We start from the raw sequence: 18,169 nt of genomic DNA, 5'->3' as shown, positions 1-18,169 counted from the left end.
TCAGGAGGTGGCCTCGCGCCGGAACACCAGCCGGTCGGGCCCGGACGCGTCGGGCGTGAAGCGGTAGCCCTCGAGGTCGAAGGCCTTGAGCTGCTCGGGCGTGCTGGCCTGGTGCCGCACCGCCCAGCGCACCATGAGCCCGCGCGCGCGCTTGGCCATGAAGCTGATGACCTTGTAGCCCGCGGGCTTGCGCTCCTCGAACACGCAGCTGACCACGCGCGGGCGCAACACCTTCAGGTCCACCGCCTTGAAGTACTCCTCGCTGGCCAGGTTGATCACCACCGGGCTCTTGTCGGCCAGGGCGCGCTGGTTCAGGTAGTCGGCGATGCGGCTGCCCCAGAAGGCGTAGAGGTTGGCGCCGCGCGGCGTCTTCAGGCGCGTGCCCATCTCCAGCCGGTAGGGCTGCATCCAGTCAAGCGGGCGCAGCACGCCGTACAGGCCGCTGAGGATGCACAGGTGCTGCTGCAGCCACTCCAGCTCGGTTTCGGACAGGTTCTTGGCGTCCAGGCCGCCGTAGACGTCGCCATCGAAGGCCAGCACAGCCTGCTTGGCGTTCTTGGCGGTGAACTTCGGCACCCAGGCTTCGTAGCGCGCGGCGTTGAGCGCGGCCAGCTTGTCCGACAGGTCCATGAGCGTGGCGATCTGCTGCGGCGTCTTGCGCTTGAGCACCTCGATCAGCTCGGCCGACTGCTCGACGAACAGCGGCTGGGTGTGCGCCTTCACATGGGGGGGCGTCTCGAAATCGAGGGCCTTGGCGGGCGAGATCAGGAATAGCATGGATGAACGGTGGAACCAGACGGGCCGACGGAGACCTCGATTATCGCGAAGCCCCGCCGCCGCCCCCCGCCCCAGGGCCATGGCCGCCGCCCAGAGAATTACGTTTTGCGAAATGCATTTCACTATGGTAAATTGCCAGCACCGTTCAAGGAGACCGCCATGACGCCTGCCATGCCCCGCGCCGACCTGCCCGCGCCGGCCCCGATCCAGCAACTGCACCACTACGCGTACCGCGCGCGCGACGCGGAGGAAACGCGGCATTTCTACGAAGACATCCTGGGCCTGCCGCTCTACCACATCATCCAGAGCGACTACGTGCCCAGCACGGGCGAGTACTGCCCGTACACGCACTTCTTCTTCCGCCTGCAGGATGGCTCCTTCATCGCCTTCTTCGACCTGGGCGACGACGAGGCGGCGCTGCCGAGCCCGAACACGCCGAAGTGGGTGAACCACATCAGCTTCCGGGTGAACACCGTCGGCGAGCTGGAGAACACCAAGGCGCGCCTGGAGGCGAGCGGGATCGAGGTGCTGGGCGTGACCGACCACCACATCTTCAAGAGCATCTATTTCTTCGACCCGAACGGCATCCGGCTGGAACTGACGGCCCAGCTGGCCGACGAGTTCCAGATGCTGCAGGAAAGCAAGACCGCGCACGCCCGCCTGGGCGAATGGAACGCCCGCAAGGAGCAGTGGCGCAAGGAACGCGCGGCGGGCAAGAGCGCCGCGCCGCTCAAGCCGCAGCAGAACGACCGGCCCGAGGTGGCCGAGCGGGCCAAGGGCTGAAGGACGGCACCCATGTCGCTGAACACCTACCGGGACGTCGCCCACACCAACGGCTATGAGTTCACCCAGGGCGGCGGCTACGAGCTGCCCACCTACCCCTTCGTGCCGCCCCCAGAACTCCACAGCCAGGCGCCGGCCCGCCACCCCATCGTCATCGTCGGCGGCGGCATCACCGGCCTCACCCTGGCCTGCTCGCTCGCGCGGCTGGGTGTCAAGGCCATCCTGATCGACGAGGACGACACCGTCGGCGTCAAGGGCGCCTCCTCGCGCGGCATCTGCTACACGCAGAAATCGCTGGAGATCTTCGAGCGCCTGGGCGTCTACGAGCCCATCGCCGCCAAGGGCACGCAGTGGAGCGTGGGCCGCACCTTCGCTGGCGACGACGAGGTCTACAGCTTCGACCTGCGCCAGCAGGGCAGCTTCAACCTCAGCCAGCAGCCGCCCTTCATCAACATCCAGCAGTTCTATATCGAGGCCTTCCTGGTCGACCGCATCCAGCAACTCGGCCACGTCGAGCTGCGCTGGCGCAACCGCCTCACCGCCTTTGAGCAGAACGAGCAGTTGGCCACGCTCACCGTGGAAACGCCCGCGGGCAGCTACCGCATCGAGGCCGAGCACGTCATCGACGCCACCGGCAGCAACAGCCCGCTGCGCAAGTGGCTGCAGGTGCCGTTCGACAGCAAGCGCGGCGACGACCGCTGGTGCATCGCCGACGTGCGCTTCAGCACCCGCCCGCCGACGGAGCGCCACACCTGGATCGAGGCGCCCTTCAACGAGAACCGCGCGGTCTGGCAGCACCTGATGGCCGACGACGTCTGGCGCATCGACTACCAGATGGCGCCCAACGCCGACCCGGCCCACGTCAGCCGCGAGGACGTGGTGCGCGAGCGCCTGGCGCGCCAGTTCGGCCCCGAGGTGGAGGTCGAGATCGTCTGGGTCGGTCCCTACGCCTACCGCAGCGAGTGCGTGCACCACATGCGCCACGGGCGCGTGTACTTCATGGGCGACTCGGCCAAGGTGGTCAGCCCCTTCGGCGCGCGCGGCGGCAACACCGGCGTGGCCGACGCCGACAACCTGGCCTGGAAACTGGCCGCCGTGCTGCGCGGCCAGGCCGCGCCCGGCCTGCTGGACAGCTACGAGGACGAGCGCCTGGAGGCCGCGCGCGAGAACGTGCGCGTGACCAACCGCACCGCGCGCTTCCTGCGCCCGGCCGAGGGCATCGAGCGGGTCTACCGCGACGCGGCCATCGCCCTGGCCAAGCGCCACCCCTTCGCGCGCGCCCTCGTCAACACCGGCCGCATGGCCGTGGCCAACCCCTACACGCAATCGCGCATCGTGCAGTACGCGCCCGGCAGCGCCGCGGGCCAGTCGGTCCAGAACGTGGCCTTCCGCTGGGCCAACGGCCAGGCGGGCCGCATGAACCAGCTGCTGGACTGGGCCGGCGGCGAACTGCTGCTGCTGTGCTTTGGCGCGCTGGATGCGCCCGCGCTGCGGCGCCTGCGCGAGGTGCTGGCCACCACGCCGCTGCGCGCGGTGCAGGTGCCCGCCGGCCGCGCCCCGGCCCAAGCCAGCGAACACGTCCGCGACCCGCAGGGCCACCTGCGCGGCGCCTGCGGCCTGGCCGAAGGCGACGAACCCGCCTGGGCCCTGGTGCGGCCGGACGGCTACCTCGCCGCCAGCGGCGGCGCCATCGACGGCCGCCTGGTGCAGGCCATTGGCCTCACCCTGGGCCTCACCGGAGTGCACGCATGATCACCACCCCCCACTGGCAGGACGCCGACACCTTCTACGAGCAGTTGCTGGACGCGCAGGCGGGCCTGTCGCCCGAGCAACTCCAGGCGTTCAGCGCGCGCCTCATCCTGCTGCTGGCCAATCAGGTCGGCGACGCGGTGGTGCTGGCCGAGTGCATCCAGGCCGCCCGAGAGGCCGCCTGAGAGCGCCGCCAAGCCCCATGCCCCGGGGGGTGGCGGGCTAAAATGCCCGCTTCCCCCCGTCATCTCCAACGGCATCCCACGGGATGCCGTTGCCATTACTGGCGTCCCCCATGACCGACACCGTGCAGCAACCCGGACTGGCCTCGCTGGCCAAGTCCTTCGAACCCGCCCCCATCGAAGCCCGCTGGGGCCCCTGGTGGGAGCAGCGCGGCGTAGGAAAGGCCGGGTTCCGCGGCACCGGCGAGGCCAAGGCCGGCGCGCCCGCCTTCTCCATCCAGCTGCCGCCGCCGAACGTGACCGGCACCCTGCACATGGGCCACGCGTTCAACCAGACCATCATGGACAGCCTGACGCGCTACCACCGCATGATGGGCGCGAACACGCTGTGGGTGCCGGGCACCGACCACGCGGGCATCGCCACCCAGATCGTGGTCGAGCGCCAGCTGCAGGAACAGGGCCTCAAGCGCCACGACCTCGGCCGCGAGGCCTTCACGCAGAAGGTCTGGCAGTGGAAGGAAAAGAGCGGCGACACCATCACCACACAGATGCGCCGCATGGGCGACACCGTGGACTGGTCGCGCGAGTACTTCACCATGGACCCCAAGCTTTCGGCCGTGGTGACCGAAACCTTCGTGCGCCTGTACGAGCAGGGCCTCATCTACCGCGGCAAGCGCCTGGTCAACTGGGACCCGGTGCTCAAGTCGGCGGTGAGCGACCTGGAGGTGGAGAGCGAGGAGGAAGACGGCTTCCTCTGGCACATCCGCTACCCCCTGGCCGACGGCAGCGGTTCGGTGGTGGTGGCCACCACGCGCCCCGAAACCATGCTGGGCGACAGCGCCGTCATGGTGCACCCTGAGGACGAGCGCTACGCGGGTCTGATCGGCAAGACGGTGAAGCTGCCGCTGTGTGATCGCGAGATTCCGGTCATCGCCGACGCCTATGTCGACCGCGAGTTCGGCACCGGCGTGGTCAAGGTCACCCCCGCGCACGACCACAACGACTACGCCGTGGGCCAGCGCCACGGCCTGCCGCAGATCGGCGTGCTCACGCTGGACGCGGCGATCAATGACAACGCCCCCGAGAAATACCGCGGCCTCGACCGCTTCGTGGCCCGCAAGGCCGTGGTGGCCGACCTCGAGGCCCTGGGCCTGCTGGTCGAGACCAAGAAGCACAAGCTCATGGTGCCGCGCTGCGCGCGCACCGGCCAGGTGGTGGAGCCCATGCTCACCGACCAGTGGTTCGTGGCCATGACCAAGGTCAGCGAGCAGGACCCCAGCGGCAAGAGCATCGCGCAGAAGGCGATCGACGCCGTCGACTCGGGCGCGGTGAAGTTCGTGCCCGAGAACTGGGTCAACACCTACGACCAGTGGATGAAGAACATCCAGGACTGGTGCATCAGCCGCCAGCTCTGGTGGGGCCACCAGATCCCCGCCTGGTACGACGAGGACGGCCGGGTCTACGTGGCGCGCAATCAGGCCGACGCCCAGGCACAGGCCCCGGGCAAGACCCTCACGCGCGACCCCGACGTGCTGGACACCTGGTACTCGTCCGCGCTGGTGCCCTTCAGCACCATGGGCTGGCCCGAGCACAAGAGCGGCCCCACCGAGGACTACGACGTCTACCTGCCCAGCAGCGTGCTGGTGACGGGCTACGACATCATCTTCTTCTGGGTCGCGCGCATGATCATGATGACGACCCACTTCACGGGTCGCGTGCCGTTCCGCCACGTCTACATCCACGGCCTGGTGCGCGACGCCCAGGGCCGCAAGATGAGCAAGAGCGAAGGCAACGTGCTCGACCCGGTGGACCTGATCGACGGCATCGCGCTGGCGCCGCTGCTGGACAAGCGCACCACCGGCCTGCGCAAGCCCGAGACCGCGCCGCGCGTGCGCAAGGACACCGAGAAAGAATTCCCCGAGGGCATTCCCGCCTACGGCGCCGACGCCCTGCGCTTCACCTTCGCGGCCCTGGCCTCGCTGGGCCGCAGCATCAACTTCGACAGCAAGCGCTGCGAGGGCTACCGCAACTTCTGCAACAAGCTCTGGAACGCCACGCGCTTCGTGCTGATGAACTGCGAAGGGCAGGACTGCGGCCTCGAAGAGCACACCAAGGCCGAATGCGCCGTGGGACAGCCTTTCCATGGCTACCTCAGCTTCAGCCAGGCCGACCGCTGGATCAGCTCCGCGCTGCAGCGCACCGAGGCCACCGTGGCGCAAGGTTTCGCCGAGTACCGCCTGGACAACGTCGCCAACGCCATCTATGACTTCGTCTGGAACGAGTTCTGCGACTGGTACCTGGAGATCGCCAAGGTGCAGATCCAGACCGGCGACGCCGCGCAGCAGCGCGCCACGCGCCGCACCCTGATCCGCACGCTGGAAGCCATCCAGCGGCTGGCCCACCCCATCATTCCCTTCATCACCGAAGAGCTGTGGCAGAAGGTGGCGCCGGTGGCCGGGCGGGCCGGCGAATCGGTGGCGCTGGCCGCCTACCCGGTGAGCCAGCCTGAGCGCATCGACGAGGCCGCCGAAGCCCATGTGGCGCGCCTGAAGAAGCTGGTGGACGCCTGCCGCACCCTGCGTGGCGAAATGGGCGTGTCACCGGCCCAGCGCCTGCCGCTCTACGCCGTGGGCGACGCCGCCTTCCTGCGCGGTGCCGCGCCGGTGCTGCAGTCGCTGGCCAAGCTGGCCGAGGTGCGCGTGTTCGACGACGAGGCCGCCTGGGCCCAGGCCGCGGGCGCCGCGCCCGTGGCGGTGGTGGGCGAGGCCCGCCTGTGCCTGTTCATGGAAATCGACGTCGCGGCCGAGAAGGTCCGCCTGGGCAAGGAAGCCACCCGCCTGCAGGGCGAGATCGCGAAGGCCCAGGGCAAGCTTGGCAACGAAGGCTTCGTGGCGCGCGCGCCGGCGGCGGTGATCGAGCAGGAAAAACAGCGCCTGGCCGACTTCGGCGCCACGCTGGAGAAGGTGCAGGCCCAGCTGGCGCGCCTGGGCTGAACCCTGGGCACAGCGGCACCGGCTGGGCCGGGCCGCTGGCACCGCCCCTCAGGGGGTACAGCGCCGCGCGGTGGGGGTCAGTCCCTGGACAGCGCCGCGAGCGAGGCCCACTGCGAGGGTGAGGCCGACTGCGGCGGGTCGCCCGACTCGGGGAAGCCCAGGCTGTCGAGCATGGAGAAGTCGCTGCTGCCCGGCTCGCGGCGCGCGTCGTCGGGCGACAGGGTTTCGTGGATGCGGTGGGCCAGGTACCAGCTCGCCCGCAACTTGGCCTCGCGCGTGTGCGAACCCAGGCGGGGCGTGAGGTGCAGGTTGGGAATGCCGTAGAGCGGCGAACCGGGCGCGGCAAACTGGGCGTTGGCACCGTCGAGCAGGCAGGCGTCGATGCGGCCGTCGCACAGGGCCAGGGCCAGGGCCTCGGGGTCGAACAGCGCGCTGCGGCTCACGCCCACCCAGAGCTGGCCCGGCTTGCAGTGGTTGAGCAGGCGCTCGTTGATCCAGCCCTTGAAGCGCGAGGCGTAGACCATTTGCAGCGAGATGGCGTCGGCGCGCTCCAGCAGCTCGTGCAGGGGGACAGGCTCCACGTGCAGCTTGGCCCAGAGCTCGGCGGCGTGGTGCACGGCCGGGTCGTAGCCCAGCACGCGCACGCCCAGGCTGCGCAGCATGGGCGCCAGCGTGTGCGCCACCGGCGCCAGGCCCAGCAGGCCCACGGTGCTGCCCGCCAGTTCGCGGCCCATGCGCACCTGGCCCAGCTTGCGGCCCAGCAGCGCGCTCACCATGCCACGCCGGTAGAGCATCAGCAGGCCGTAGAGCAGGTACTCGGCGTTGGAGCGCACCGTGGCGCTGCGCGCCTGCAGCACACGCACGCCGCGCTGCGCGCAAGCGTTGAGGTCGGTGTTGTCGCTGGAGATCTGCATGCGCGCGACCATCATGAGGTGGGGCGCATGGTCCAGGAATTCCTGGGAGACCACCACGTGCGGTGGCAGCACCACGGCGCGGGCCTCGGCCAGCGCGCGGCGCAGCTCGGCGGGGTCGTCCGCCAGCTCGGGAAGGTAGACCACGTCATGGCGCTCCTGCAGCCACGCCAGGGCTTCGGGCACCAGCGGGTCGACGAGCAGGACGTCCATGGGCGTGGGCATCAGCGCCGTTTCAGCACCGACACGAAATCGCCGCCCAGCGTTTCCTGGTGGACGAGCAGGTTGCCGGTCTGCTTGGCGAAGGCCTGGAAATCGCGCACCGAGCCGGCGTCGGTGGCCACCACCTTCAGGGTCTGGCCGCTGTGCATCTCGGCCAGGGCTTTCTTGGCCTTCAGGATGGGCAGCGGGCAGTTCAGGCCCCGGGCGTCGAGTTCTCGGTCAGCAGCGATCATGAAGGCAGGGCTCCGTCTGGGTAACGGCGCATTTTAGGCCGCGTCGGCCTTTGGTGTGTCGTCCAGGAATTGCGGCTGCAAGCCCCGTGACATAAGCCACTGGGCCAGGGCCAGGCCCGTACCCGCCCGCCAACAACGCACCGCCGCCGGCTCCAGCAGCCGGTACTCCGACAGCTCCGGCGACAGGCGCACCTCGCCCCGGCAGCGGGCGTGGTAGGTGATGATGACCTGGTTCATGCGCTGGAAATCGTGCACGGCCACCAGGCTCAGGGCCTCGGTGTCGAGCGAGGTTTCCTCGGTGATCTCTCGGCGGATGCCCTCCTCCGGCGTCTCGCCAGCCTCCATGAAGCCGGTGATCAGCCCGAAAAAGCGGCCCGGCCAGGCGGCGTTGCGCGCCAGCAGCACCCGCCCGTCGAGCTCGACGATGGCCGCCAGCACCGGCGTGGGGTTGTTCCAGTGGGTGTAGCCGCAGGCCGGGCAGCGCAGGCGCCGCTTGTCGCCGCCGTCCTCGGCCTGGACGATCTCGCGCAGCGCCGTGGCGCACTGCGGGCAGTAGCGGAAGGCGCCGTCGCCGCTCACGGGGTCAGGCGGGGAAGACGCCGGTGGACAGGTAGCGGTCGCCGCGGTCGCAGACCACGAACACGATGGTGGCGTTCTCGACCTGACGCGACACCTGCAGGGCCGTCCAGAGCGCCCCGGCGGCGGAGATGCCGCCGAAGATGCCTTCCTCGCGCGCCATGCGCCGGGCCATGTCTTCGGCGTCGGCCTGCGAGACGTAGATCATCTCGTCGACCGCCTTGGGGTCGTAGATCTTGGGCAGGTACTCCTCGGGCCATTTGCGGATGCCGGGGATGCGCGAACCCTCGCTGGGCTGGGCACCGACGATGCGCACGGCCGGGTTCTTTTCCTTGAGGAAGCGCGAGACGCCGGTGATGGTGCCGGTGGTGCCCATGGCGCTCACGAAATGGGTGATGCGCCCGCCGGTCTGCTCCCACAGCTCGGGGCCGGTGGTCTCGTAGTGGATGCGCGGGTTGTCGGGATTGGCGAACTGGTCGAGCACCCGGCCCTTGCCATCGGCCTGCATCTTGTCGGCCAGGTCGCGCGCCGACTCCATGCCGCCGCTCTTGGGCGTGAGGATGAGCTCGGCGCCGAAGGCCTTCATGGTCTGGGCGCGTTCGACGGACAGGTCCTCCGGCATGATGAGCACCATGCGGTAACCCTTGATGGCCGCCGCCATGGCCAGCGCGATGCCGGTGTTGCCGGAAGTGGCCTCGATCAGGGTGTCGCCGGGCTTGATGTCGCCGCGCTCCTCGGCGCGCCGGATCATGGACAGCGCGGGCCGGTCCTTCACCGAACCGGCCGGGTTGTTGCCTTCCAGCTTGGCCAGGATGACGTTGCCGCGCGGGCCGTTGTCCGCCGCGCCGATGCGCTGCAGCGCCACCAGCGGCGTGCGGCCGACGGCGTCTTCGATGGTGGGGTATTGCATGGCGCCACTGTGCCATAATCCGCGCCCTTGCTCGGGCCGAAGTGGCGAAATCGGTAGACGCAGCGGATTCAAAATCCGCCGCCGCAAGGCGTGCCGGTTCGAGTCCGGCCTTCGGCACCACCAGAGCAAGCCCTGCAACCAGCCCGCTCCACGCGGGCTTTTTGTTGGCCGCTCGCCGGCCTCAGCCGCGCAGGCCTTCGGCCACGGTGGGGTAGCGCAGCCGCAGCCCCAGCTCATCCTTTAGCCGCTGGTTGCGCAGGCGGCGCGATTCGCTCATGAAGCTCAGCAGCACCAGCGGCAACTGGTCCTGCGCCGTGTCGCGTGGCACGCGCGGCGGGCGTGGCAGGCCGTAGAGATCGGCCGCGAGGTCGAAGTAGTCGCCCATCTTGAGTTCGCTGTCGTCCACCACGTTGAGCACGCGCTGCGCGCGGCCGCGCCACAGCGCCAGCGCGCAGGCCCGCGCCAGGTCGTCGGCGTGGATGTGGCTCGTGTAGACGTCGTCCTCGGCGCGCAGCACGGGCGTGCCGCGCAGCAGCCGCTCGCGCGGCGTGCCGCCCTCGCGGTCGTTGGCGTAAATGCCCGGGATGCGCAGCACGCTGGCGCGCACGCCCAGGGCGCGGCCCAGCCAGCGCACACGCTCCTCCGCGTCCACGCGGCGCGCCGCGCGCGGGGTGCGCGGCCGCGCGGGCTGCGACTCGCTGGTCCAGGCGCCACCGCGGTCGCCATAGACGCCGGTGGTGGAGCCATAGACCAGCGCCAGCGGCGGCGTGCGCTGCGCCAGCGCGTGCACCAGGGCGCGCGTGCGCGGGTCGATGCGCCAGTCGGCCATGTCCTGCGAAGGCGGCGGCGCCAGGTGCAGCACGCGCGTGGCCAGGCCGGCCAGGCGGCGCAGGCTGCGCGCATCGTCCAGGTCGCCCCGCAAGGGCACCAGGCCCGCCGCGCGCAGGCCAGGCATGCGCTCCGGACTGGAGGTGAGCGCCAGCAGGCGCGCGCGCCGACCGGCGCCCAAGGCACCGGCCGTACGCAGGCCGACGTCGCCACAGCCCACGATCAGCACCCGTTCACGCCGAAAGCGCGCGGGCAAGGCCCCAAGGAAACTCATGCAAAACGGGTTTTTGCGACAATGCGCGGTTGCTTGGAACGGGGTGCGCCACCGGAGCGCGCCCCTCGACAGAAAGAAGACGGCGAGTATGACATTCACGATCACGGTGCAGCCCAGCGGGCGCGCCTTCACCGCCAACCCCGACGAAGCCATGCTGGCCGCCGGCATCCGCCAGGGCATCGGCCTGCCCTATGGCTGCAAGGACGGCGCCTGCGGCTCCTGCAAGTGCAAGCTGGTGTCGGGCACCGTGGTGCACGGGCCGCACCAGGCCAAGGCCTTGTCGGCCGACGAGGAGGCCGCGGGCTACGTGCTCACCTGCTGCGGCGTGGCCCACAGCGACGTGGTGCTGGAGTCGCGCCAGGTCACCGAGCTCGGTGCCTTCCCCATCAAGAAGATGCCCGCGCGCGTCAACAGCCTCACGCGCGCCTCGCACGACGTGATGGTGGTGCGCCTGCAGCTGCCCGCCAGCGACACCTTCCAGTACCGCGCGGGCCAGTACGTGGAGTTCATCCTGCGCGACGGCGACCGCCGCAGCTACTCCATGGCCAACGCGCCGCACACGCAGGCCGAGGCGCCAGGGTTGGAGCTGCACCTGCGCCACATGCCCGGCGGCAAGTTCACCGACCAGGTCTTCTCCACCATGAAGGAGAAGGACATCCTTCGCATCGAAGGCCCCTTCGGCGGCTTCTTCCTGCGCGAGGACAGCGACAAGCCCATGGTGCTGCTCGCCTCCGGCACGGGCTTCGCCCCCATCAAGGCCATCGTCGAGCACATGCGATTCAAGGGCATCCAGCGCCCCGCCACCCTGTACTGGGGCGGCCGCCGCCCGGCCGACCTGTACCAGAGCGCCTGGATCGAGGAGCAGCTGGCCGCCATGCCGAACCTGAAGTACGTGCCCGTGGTGTCCGACGCCCAGCCCGAGGACGCCTGGACCGGCCGCACGGGCTTCGTGCACCGCGCCGTGCTGGAAGACCACGCCGACCTGAGCGGCTTCGAGGTCTACGCCTGCGGCGCGCCCATCGTGGTCGAATCGGCCAAGCGCGACTACGTGGCGCAGGCCGGCCTGCCCGAGGAGTGCTTCTTCGCCGACGCCTTCACTTCCGCCGCGGACAAGGTCTGAACACCCCCACCCCCTAGGAGACACCGCATGATTTCCCGCCGCCACGCCATCGCCCTCGTCACCACCGCGCTCGCCCTGCCCGCCTGGGCGCAGGCCCGCACCACGCGCATCGTGGTGCCCTTCGCGGCCGGTGGGCCGATCGACGTGACGGCGCGCGTCCTGGCCGACGCGGTGAAGGATTCGCTCGGCACGGTGATCATCGAGAACCGCCCCGGCGCCGGCGGCAACATCGGCGTGAGCCAGGTCGCCAAGGCCGCGCCCGACGGCCTGACCCTGGGCATCGCCACCACGGCCTCGCACGGCATCAACCCCTGGCTGTTCAAGCAGTTGCCCTACGACCCGGCGAAGGATTTCGCGCCCGTCACGCAGATGCTGCGCGTGCCCAACGTGCTGGTGATGAACGCCGAGACCGCGCAGCGCCTGAACATCCAGAGCGTGCGCGACCTCATCCGCTACGGCAAAGCGAACCCGGGCAAGCTCAACTACGGCTCGGGTGGCAACGGCAGCGCCGGCCACCTGGCGGGCGAGCTGTTCAAGAACCAGGCTGGCGTGTTCGCCGTGCACATCCCCTACAACGGCGGCAACCCGGCGCAGCTGGGGCTGCTGTCGGGCCAGGTCGACTTCAACTTCGACAACCTCGCCACCGCGGCGGCCAACATCCGCGCGGGCAAGCTCAAGGCCCTGGCCGTCACCACCGCCCAGCGCAGCGGCGTGATGCCCGAGGTGCCCACCGTCGCTGAGACCCTGCCCGGCTTCGAGATCGACACCTGGTGGGGCCTGGTGGCCCCGGCCGGCACGCCGGCCGACGTGGTGTCGCAGCTCAACGCGGCCTTCACCAAGGCCCTGCAGTCGCCGGACGTGAAGGGCAAGTTCGCCGCCCTGATGGCCGAGCCGGCGCCCAGCACGCCCCAGGCCTTCGGCGAGTTCATGGCCCGCGAGCGCGCCAAGTACGAGCGCCTGGTCAAGCTCAGCGGCGCCAAGGTGGATTGAATTCGAACCGCACACGCGACAAGGGCGCCCTCGGGCGCCCTTTTTCCTGCCTGGCCGATGTTCAGCCCTTCAGCAGTAGCCTCACATCGTCGGCCAGCGACTGCGCGCCGCTGTTGTAGCGGTTGTAGAGGCGGATGCGCCCCGTCGTGTCGTACACGTAGCTGCCCGCCGAGTGGTCCATGGTGTAGCTCGTGGGCGTCTTGCCCTCGACCTTCTTGTAGTAGACCTTGAAGCTCTTGGCCACGGCCTCCAGCTTGCCGGGCGCCGCGTACAGCGCAAGAAAGCTCGGGTCGAACTGGGTCACGTACTGCTTCATCACCTCGGGCGTGTCGCGCTCGGGGTCCACGCTGATGAACAGGCCCTGGAAGCGATCGCCGTCGGGCCCGAGCAGGCGCTTGGCTTCGGCCATCTCGGTCATCGAGGTGGGACACACGTCGGGGCATTGCGTGAAGCCGAAGAAGATCACCACCACCTTGCCCTTGAAGTCGTCCAGCGTGCGCTTCTGGCCGTTGTGGTCGGTGAGCGAGAAGCCGGTGGCGTAGTCGGCGCCGGTGATGTCGATGCCTTTGAACGCCGGCGGCGACTCGGAACACGCGGCCAGCAGCAGGGAAGCGGCGCCAGCGGCCATCAGGCGGCGGCGGGAGACGGTGTTCTTCACCATGGCAGGTAGTGGTCGATGAGCAGCGCCGCGAACAGCAGCGACAGGTGGATGAGCGAGAAGCGGAAAGTCTTTCGAGCCAGGGCGTCGGAATAGTTCCGCCACAGCGCGAAGGCGTAACCGCAGAAACCCAGGCCGAGCGCGAGCGCGCTCACCAGGTAGAACCAGCCGCTCATGCGCAGCATGAAGGGCAGCAGCGTGGCCGCCAGCAGCACGAAGGTGTAGAGCAGGATCTGCAGGCGCGTGAACTCGGAACCGTGCGTGACCGGCAGCATCGGCAGGCCGGACTTGCGGTAGTCCTCCACGCGGTAGAGCGCCAGCGCCCAGAAGTGCGGCGGCGTCCAGAGGAAGATGATGAGAAAGAGCACCAGCGCCTCGGGCGCGACCGTGCCCGTCATGGCCGCCCAGCCCAGCACCGGTGGCATGGCGCCCGAGGCCCCGCCGATCACGATGTTCTGCGGCGTGAGCGGCTTGAGGATGACGGTGTAGACCACCGCGTAGCCCACGAAGGTGGCGAAGGTCAGCCACATGGTGAGCGGGTTGACCCAGAACCAGAGGATGGCCGAGCCGATCGCGCACAGTGCGGCCGAGAACGAGAGCGTCTGCCAGTTGGTGAGCTCGCCCTTGGCCGTGGGACGCCAGGCGGTGCGCTTCATCTTCGCGTCGATGTGCTGCTCGACCACGCAGTTGAAGGCCGCCGCCGCGCCGGCCACCAGCCAGATGCCGAAGCAGGCGATGGCCGCGAGCCGCAGCTGCGGCCAGCTCGGCAGGCCGGGCACGGCGAGCACCATGCCGATGAGCGCGCAGAACACGATCAGCTGGATCACACGCGGCTTGGTCAGCGCGTGGAACTGGCGCCAGGTCGACGGCAGGGACAAGGGATGCACTTCTGTGTTCACGGGAAAACCTCCGCGCTGCGCGTGGCGGCCACGGCGCCCGTGAAGGCGATCACCAGCGCGGCGGCGCCGCCGGTGTGGCCCACGGCGGCCAGCAGCGGCCAGTCGAGCACGACATTGCTGAGACCGGTGAGGAACTGCCAGGCGCACAGGGCCACGAGCACGCGCGCGAAGCGCTGCAGCCCCGGCACGCGCCACAGCGCCCAGGCGAGCGCCAGCAGCAGCGCGAACACGGCGTAGGCCATGAGGCGGTGCACGTAGTGGATGGCGGTGAGCGCCGGGAAGGTGATGGCCTCACCCGCGTGGTTGGCCCCCAGTTTGCGCCAGAGCGTGAAGCCCTCGCGCAGGTTCATGGCGGGCCACCAGCTGCCCTGGCAGGTGGGGAACTCGCTGCAGGCCAGCACGGCGTAGTTGGTGCTGACCCAACCACCCAGTGCGATCTGCAGCCACACCAGCGCGAAGGCAGCCAACAGCCAGCCGCGCTGCGCCGCGCCGATGGGCGTGGGGCCGGCGCTGCCCGGCTCGCCCAGGCGGTAGGCCACCGATTGCGCGCGCAGCAGCGCCAGCAGCACCAGGCCGCCCAGCAGGTGCAGGGTGACGATGGCGGGGAAGAGCTTCATGGTCACCGTGAACGCGCCGAAGGCGCCCTGCAGGCAGACCCAGGCCAGCGTGACCACCGGCCAGACCCAGTGCACATGGATGCGGCGGCGTTCGATCCAGCTGCCCACGGCCAGCACGATGATCAGCACACCCACGCCGGTGGCGAGGTAGCGGTGGACCATCTCGATCCAGGCCTTGGAGAAGGTGACCGGGCCGGTGGGCATGGCCGACTGCGCGGCCGAGATGTCGGCGTGCGCGCCGAGCGGGCTGGCCGCGCCGTAGCAGCCGGGCCAGTCGGGACAGCCCAGGCCGGAATCGGTGAGGCGCGTGAAGGCGCCGAACAGCACCAGGTCGAAGGTGAGGAAGAGCGTGACCAGGGTCAGCACGCGCAGGCGCTGCGCGGGGCTGGCCTGGCGGTGCTTGAGGCCGATCCAGACCAGCGGGCCGAACGCGATCGCGATGCCCAGCAGCATCATGCGCGTGAGCGGCGCGAGGTCGACCAGGGAAGACGGGGCGTCCATGCGATCAACCGCCGGGGTGCCCGCCGACGCCGCGGCCGGGCTGGTCCCAGGCCGAGGAGGCGCGCAGCAGGCGGTCGAGGTCGCGCTTGGCGCGCGTGGGGTCGATGTCGGCCGGGAAGCGCAGCATCCAGTGGCCCAGCGGGTCGACCACGTAGAGGTGGTCTTCCAGGCGATGGCCGGGCGCGGGCTGCAGCCACTGCGCCAGCGCGGCGGCGTCCACGTGCAGCACGGTGGCGGCGGCCGTCGCGGTTTTCAGCGGCTCACGCAGCTCGCTGGCGCCGGTGCGCAGCCAGACCCAATCGAGGCGGTCTTTCTCGCGGCCCAGGGTCTCGCGCAGCTGGCGCTGCAGGTACAGGTGCTTCTCGCAGGCGGCGTCGCAGGCGCTGTCGGCCACGCTGACCAGCAGCCACTGGCCTTCCAGCGAGTTCAGGGGCACCGAGCGGCCCTGAGCATCGGTGCCGTTGATCGCCGGCAGCAGGGGTTGCGCCGCGATGAGCTCGCCGTAGTTGCGGCGGCCCTCGGGCCGGATCACGTAATAGGTGAGGTACGAGGCGATGACGGGCGAGGCGCAGACCAGCAGGATGGCCAGCATCTTCCAGCGGCCGCTGCGTGTGGCGGCGGCGCGCTCGGCATCGCCACGGTCGGGCGTGGGCAGGCTGTGCACCGTCAGCGTCAGGGGTTCATCGGGCGTCTTGGCCATGGAGGCGGGCGCGTTGGCGGCGGGGTTGAATGATCTGGAACCAGAGGTAAAGGCCAGCGACCAGGGTGCACAGGGCGAACCACTGGAAGGCGTAGCCGTGGTGTTTGCTCACGTCGACGGCCGGCAGCGGCCATTGGCGGCGCAGCAGGCCCTCGTCGTCGCCCGTTTGCTGGACCGAGGGGTCCAGCAGCGCCAGCCCGGTTTCCAGGCGGTAGGCGGCGGGGTCGATATTTTGCCGGATGGCCCCGGTACCGGCCTCGCCGAACTGGTAAAGGCGCCCGGGCGGCGGGGCCAAGCGGCCCTGCACGGTCACCTCGCCCGCGGGGGTGTCGACGTCGGGCACGCGCGCGCGGTCGTGGAAGTCGCGCGGCACCCAGCCGCGCTGCACCAGCACCACGCGCTCGCTGCCGCTCAGGCGCAGCGGCGTGACCAGGAAGAAGCCCACGCGGCCGTCCATCTGGCGGTTGTCCAGGAACACGTTGTGCCGCGCGATCCACTGGCCCCGCAGGCGCACCGGCCGGTACACGCCGGCGGAGGGGTCGGTCTGCGCCAGCAGCGCGGCGTTGTCCCAGGCGGGCAGCTCGGCGCGCGACAGGATGGCGGCCTGCAGCGCGGTCTTCTGCCGCGCGCGGTCGAGCTGCCAGAGGCCCAGCGACGCGGTTGCGGCCATGGTGAGCACCGTGGCCACAGTGACGACCAGGAATCGCGCGCGGCTCATCGCCCGTCCTCCGCGCGGCCTTGTCCGACAGCGGCGCGCGGCCGGCCCCGGATAATGCGGGCCATGAAATACGTGGTGATCGTGGCTTTCGTGGCCATCATCGGCAGCCTGGCCGCGGCGCTGGTGTTCATGATGCGCGGCGGCGTGCACGACGGCAGCGAGGGCGAGGCCCCGCGCAAGCGACAGATGGCGCGCGCCCTGGCCTTTCGCGTGGGCTTTTCCGTCCTGCTGTTCGTGCTGGTGCTGGTGGCGTATTTCATGGGCTGGATCCAGCCAACTGGCCTACCGGTGCAGCGCTGAGCGCGGCGCGCCGGCACCGAAAGAAAAAAGCGCCTCGCGGCGCTTTTTTCATGGGGCGATCGTCCCGGGGTGGGCATCACATCCAGTAAACGAGGATGTACAGGCCCAGCCAGACCACGTCCACGAAGTGCCAGTACCAGGCCGCGCCTTCGAAACCGAAGTGGCGCTCGGCGGTGAAGTGGCCCTTGTGCAGACGCAGGGTGATGAACAGCAGCATCAGCATGCCCACGAACACGTGGAAGCCGTGGAAGCCGGTGAGCATGAAGAAGGTGGAGCCGAAGATGCCCGAGCTGAGCTTGAGGTTCAGGTCGGCGTAGGCGTGCGCGTATTCGTAGCCCTGCACCAGCAGGAAGACGAAGCCCAGCAGCACGGTGATCCACATGAAGCCGATGGTCTTGGCGCGTTGGCCGGCCTGCAGCGCGTGGTGAGCGATGGTCAGCGTGACGCCCGAGGTGAGCAGCAGGGCCGTGTTGATGGTGGGCAGCCAGAACGGGCCCACGGTCTGGAAGGGCTCGACGATGTTGCCCGGCGACGCGGTGGCGCCGGCCTGCAGGCTGGGCCACACGGCCGAGAAGTCGGGCCAGATCAGCGCGTTCTCGATGCTGCCGAGGTTGGGCACCGAGTGCGCGCGCGCCCACCACAGGGCGGTGAAAAAGGCACCGAAGAACATCACCTCGGAGAAGATGAACCAGCTCATGCTCCAGCGGAACGAGAGGTCGATCTTGCGGCCGTACATGCCGGTCTCGCTCTCGTGCACGGCGTCGCGGAACCACTGGAACAGCACGAACAGCCAGAAGGCCAGGCCGAAGGCGAGCGAATACGCGCCCCACCCGTGGCCGTTGATCCATTGGGCGGCGCCCAGGATCACGAAGAAAAGGCCGATGGCGGCCATGACCGGATGACGCGACGGTCCGGGGACGAAGTAGTACGGCGTCGAGCCATGGGATGCTGCGGACATGCTGCTCACTCCTGTTGTGCTATCGCTGTGTCGATGTCAATGAATAGTCTGCGCGGGTCGCCGCCCTCATCCGGCGACCCAATTCACCAGCGCGATGAGCGCGCCGACGAAGATGAAGGCCATCACCAGGCCCACCGCCACCAGGTGCAGCGGGTTGAGGCGCTTGATGTCCTTCTCGTACTCGCCCCGCTGCCGCAGACCCAGGAAACCCCAGAGCACGGCCTTGACGGTGCTCAGCAGGGACCCGGATTGCGGTGGCGTGGCCATGCG

Annotated in this window: 20 protein-coding genes and 1 tRNA gene; 8 read left to right on the top strand and 13 right to left on the bottom strand. The window is 69.6% G+C overall.

The window, feature by feature from the left end; all coding sequences use genetic code 11:
- The gene (gene yaaA / locus BHU06_RS01610; RefSeq protein WP_070397386.1) at positions 1–777 is read right to left on the bottom strand and encodes a peroxide stress protein YaaA; all 777 of its coding nucleotides are present in this window, start codon (positions 775–777) and stop codon (positions 1–3) included.
- Between the two features lie 159 nt (positions 778–936).
- Here yaaA and BHU06_RS01605 point away from each other — a divergent pair, with 159 nt between their 5' ends.
- The 4 genes from BHU06_RS01605 (at position 937) to BHU06_RS01590 (ending at position 6,484) form a co-directional block, all read left to right on the top strand.
- Entirely contained in the window at positions 937–1,560 is a 624-nt protein-coding gene (locus BHU06_RS01605) for a VOC family protein (protein WP_070397385.1), read from the top strand.
- Positions 1,561–1,572: 12 nt separating this feature from the next.
- Entirely contained in the window at positions 1,573–3,312 is a 1,740-nt protein-coding gene (locus BHU06_RS01600) for an FAD-dependent oxidoreductase (protein WP_070397384.1), read from the top strand.
- Positions 3,309–3,494: a DUF2783 domain-containing protein gene (locus BHU06_RS01595; protein WP_070397383.1), complete on the top strand. Its 186-nt coding sequence runs from the start codon at positions 3,309–3,311 to the stop codon at positions 3,492–3,494. The genes BHU06_RS01600 and BHU06_RS01595 overlap by 4 nt, the downstream gene beginning before the upstream one ends.
- A gap of 110 nt (positions 3,495–3,604) precedes the next feature.
- Positions 3,605–6,484 carry a valine--tRNA ligase gene (locus tag BHU06_RS01590; protein ID WP_070397382.1) on the top strand — a complete coding sequence of 960 codons (2,880 nt, stop codon included), beginning with the start codon at positions 3,605–3,607 and terminating at the stop codon, positions 6,482–6,484.
- Between the two features lie 77 nt (positions 6,485–6,561).
- Here the strand turns inward: BHU06_RS01590 and BHU06_RS01585 are convergent, their stop codons facing one another.
- Genes BHU06_RS01585 through cysM form a run of 4 tightly spaced genes read right to left on the bottom strand, consistent with a single transcriptional unit; the run spans position 6,562 to position 9,336 of the window.
- Positions 6,562–7,608, bottom strand: coding sequence for a D-isomer specific 2-hydroxyacid dehydrogenase family protein (locus BHU06_RS01585; RefSeq protein ID WP_239478167.1), 1,047 nt, complete (start codon positions 7,606–7,608; stop codon positions 6,562–6,564).
- Positions 7,609–7,619: 11 nt separating this feature from the next.
- Positions 7,620–7,847 carry a sulfurtransferase TusA family protein gene (locus BHU06_RS01580; protein WP_116959620.1) on the bottom strand — a complete coding sequence of 76 codons (228 nt, stop codon included), beginning with the start codon at positions 7,845–7,847 and terminating at the stop codon, positions 7,620–7,622.
- Between the two features lie 36 nt (positions 7,848–7,883).
- On the bottom strand, positions 7,884–8,429 hold the full coding sequence (locus BHU06_RS01575) for an NUDIX domain-containing protein (protein WP_070397379.1): 546 nt from the start codon (positions 8,427–8,429) through the stop codon (positions 7,884–7,886).
- 4 nt (positions 8,430–8,433) lie between these two features.
- A complete protein-coding gene (gene cysM / locus BHU06_RS01570) occupies positions 8,434–9,336 on the bottom strand; it encodes a cysteine synthase CysM (RefSeq protein WP_070397378.1) in 903 nt (300 codons plus the stop codon).
- Positions 9,337–9,371: 35 nt separating this feature from the next.
- Between cysM and BHU06_RS01565 the strand changes: the two genes are divergently transcribed.
- Positions 9,372–9,456: transfer RNA gene (locus BHU06_RS01565), tRNA-Leu, on the top strand.
- 61 nt (positions 9,457–9,517) lie between these two features.
- On the opposite strand, the gene BHU06_RS01560 is transcribed toward BHU06_RS01565, so the two are convergent.
- Positions 9,518–10,438, bottom strand: coding sequence for an NAD-dependent epimerase/dehydratase family protein (locus BHU06_RS01560; RefSeq protein ID WP_070397377.1), 921 nt, complete (start codon positions 10,436–10,438; stop codon positions 9,518–9,520).
- A gap of 88 nt (positions 10,439–10,526) precedes the next feature.
- Here BHU06_RS01560 and BHU06_RS01555 point away from each other — a divergent pair, with 88 nt between their 5' ends.
- Positions 10,527–11,558 carry a CDP-6-deoxy-delta-3,4-glucoseen reductase gene (locus BHU06_RS01555; RefSeq protein ID WP_070397376.1) on the top strand — a complete coding sequence of 344 codons (1,032 nt, stop codon included), beginning with the start codon at positions 10,527–10,529 and terminating at the stop codon, positions 11,556–11,558.
- A 27-nt stretch (positions 11,559–11,585) separates the two neighbouring features.
- A complete protein-coding gene (locus BHU06_RS01550; RefSeq protein ID WP_070397375.1) occupies positions 11,586–12,548 on the top strand; it encodes a tripartite tricarboxylate transporter substrate binding protein in 963 nt (320 codons plus the stop codon).
- A gap of 61 nt (positions 12,549–12,609) precedes the next feature.
- Here BHU06_RS01550 and BHU06_RS01545 read toward each other — a convergent pair whose 3' ends face one another.
- Genes BHU06_RS01545 through BHU06_RS01525 form a run of 5 tightly spaced genes read right to left on the bottom strand, consistent with a single transcriptional unit; the run spans position 12,610 to position 16,641 of the window.
- Positions 12,610–13,176 (bottom strand): SCO family protein, encoded by a 567-nt coding sequence (locus BHU06_RS01545; RefSeq protein ID WP_254668106.1) that lies wholly within the window; start codon positions 13,174–13,176, stop codon positions 12,610–12,612.
- Between the two features lie 26 nt (positions 13,177–13,202).
- Positions 13,203–14,105, bottom strand: a complete 903-nt coding sequence (cyoE, locus tag BHU06_RS01540; protein ID WP_070397373.1) for a heme o synthase — start codon at positions 14,103–14,105, stop codon at positions 13,203–13,205.
- Positions 14,102–15,223 (bottom strand): heme A synthase, encoded by a 1,122-nt coding sequence (locus BHU06_RS01535; protein WP_070397372.1) that lies wholly within the window; start codon positions 15,221–15,223, stop codon positions 14,102–14,104. Before BHU06_RS01535 ends, cyoE begins: the two co-directional genes overlap by 4 nt.
- A 4-nt stretch (positions 15,224–15,227) precedes the next feature.
- Positions 15,228–15,923 (bottom strand): hypothetical protein, encoded by a 696-nt coding sequence (locus tag BHU06_RS01530; protein WP_070397371.1) that lies wholly within the window; start codon positions 15,921–15,923, stop codon positions 15,228–15,230.
- Complete coding sequence (locus tag BHU06_RS01525) at positions 15,904–16,641, bottom strand: SURF1 family protein (protein ID WP_070397370.1); 738 nt, start codon at positions 16,639–16,641, stop codon at positions 15,904–15,906. The genes BHU06_RS01530 and BHU06_RS01525 overlap by 20 nt, the downstream gene beginning before the upstream one ends.
- A 63-nt stretch (positions 16,642–16,704) precedes the next feature.
- Between BHU06_RS01525 and BHU06_RS01520 the strand changes: the two genes are divergently transcribed.
- Complete coding sequence (locus BHU06_RS01520) at positions 16,705–16,941, top strand: twin transmembrane helix small protein (RefSeq protein ID WP_070397369.1); 237 nt, start codon at positions 16,705–16,707, stop codon at positions 16,939–16,941.
- 76 nt (positions 16,942–17,017) lie between these two features.
- Here the strand turns inward: BHU06_RS01520 and BHU06_RS01515 are convergent, their stop codons facing one another.
- Both BHU06_RS01515 and BHU06_RS01510 read right to left on the bottom strand, forming a co-directional pair.
- Entirely contained in the window at positions 17,018–17,899 is an 882-nt protein-coding gene (locus tag BHU06_RS01515; protein ID WP_070397368.1) for a cytochrome c oxidase subunit 3, read from the bottom strand.
- Positions 17,900–17,965: 66 nt separating this feature from the next.
- Positions 17,966–18,166 (bottom strand): DUF2970 domain-containing protein, encoded by a 201-nt coding sequence (locus tag BHU06_RS01510; RefSeq protein WP_070397757.1) that lies wholly within the window; start codon positions 18,164–18,166, stop codon positions 17,966–17,968.
- Positions 18,167–18,169: the final 3 nt, after the last annotated feature.

This window comes from Hydrogenophaga sp. PML113 (genome assembly GCF_001777155.1).
In the GTDB taxonomy this organism is placed as follows: domain Bacteria; phylum Pseudomonadota; class Gammaproteobacteria; order Burkholderiales; family Burkholderiaceae_C; genus Hydrogenophaga; species Hydrogenophaga borbori.
This window is presented reverse-complemented; position numbering and strand designations above follow the sequence as displayed.

Bases quoted from the DNA above. Each gene is read 5' to 3' on its own strand.
- BHU06_RS01535 (WP_070397372.1), bottom strand. From the start codon at position 15,223: ATGGACGCCCCGTCTTCCCTGGTCGACCTCGCGCCGCTCACGCGCATG.
- BHU06_RS01560 (WP_070397377.1), bottom strand. From the start codon at position 10,438: ATGAGTTTCCTTGGGGCCTTGCCCGCGCGCTTTCGGCGTGAACGGGTG.
- BHU06_RS01600 (WP_070397384.1), top strand. From the start codon at position 1,573: ATGTCGCTGAACACCTACCGGGACGTCGCCCACACCAACGGCTATGAG.
- BHU06_RS01585 (WP_239478167.1), bottom strand. From the start codon at position 7,608: ATGGACGTCCTGCTCGTCGACCCGCTGGTGCCCGAAGCCCTGGCGTGG.
- yaaA (WP_070397386.1), bottom strand. From the start codon at position 777: ATGCTATTCCTGATCTCGCCCGCCAAGGCCCTCGATTTCGAGACGCCC.
- BHU06_RS01530 (WP_070397371.1), bottom strand. From the start codon at position 15,923: ATGGCCAAGACGCCCGATGAACCCCTGACGCTGACGGTGCACAGCCTG.
- BHU06_RS01550 (WP_070397375.1), top strand. From the start codon at position 11,586: ATGATTTCCCGCCGCCACGCCATCGCCCTCGTCACCACCGCGCTCGCC.
- BHU06_RS01605 (WP_070397385.1), top strand. From the start codon at position 937: ATGACGCCTGCCATGCCCCGCGCCGACCTGCCCGCGCCGGCCCCGATC.
- cysM (WP_070397378.1), bottom strand. From the start codon at position 9,336: ATGCAATACCCCACCATCGAAGACGCCGTCGGCCGCACGCCGCTGGTG.
- BHU06_RS01520 (WP_070397369.1), top strand. From the start codon at position 16,705: ATGAAATACGTGGTGATCGTGGCTTTCGTGGCCATCATCGGCAGCCTG.
- BHU06_RS01595 (WP_070397383.1), top strand. From the start codon at position 3,309: ATGATCACCACCCCCCACTGGCAGGACGCCGACACCTTCTACGAGCAG.
- BHU06_RS01525 (WP_070397370.1), bottom strand. From the start codon at position 16,641: ATGAGCCGCGCGCGATTCCTGGTCGTCACTGTGGCCACGGTGCTCACC.
- BHU06_RS01510 (WP_070397757.1), bottom strand. From the start codon at position 18,166: ATGGCCACGCCACCGCAATCCGGGTCCCTGCTGAGCACCGTCAAGGCC.
- BHU06_RS01545 (WP_254668106.1), bottom strand. From the start codon at position 13,176: ATGGCCGCTGGCGCCGCTTCCCTGCTGCTGGCCGCGTGTTCCGAGTCG.
- BHU06_RS01555 (WP_070397376.1), top strand. From the start codon at position 10,527: ATGACATTCACGATCACGGTGCAGCCCAGCGGGCGCGCCTTCACCGCC.
- BHU06_RS01590 (WP_070397382.1), top strand. From the start codon at position 3,605: ATGACCGACACCGTGCAGCAACCCGGACTGGCCTCGCTGGCCAAGTCC.
- BHU06_RS01515 (WP_070397368.1), bottom strand. From the start codon at position 17,899: ATGTCCGCAGCATCCCATGGCTCGACGCCGTACTACTTCGTCCCCGGA.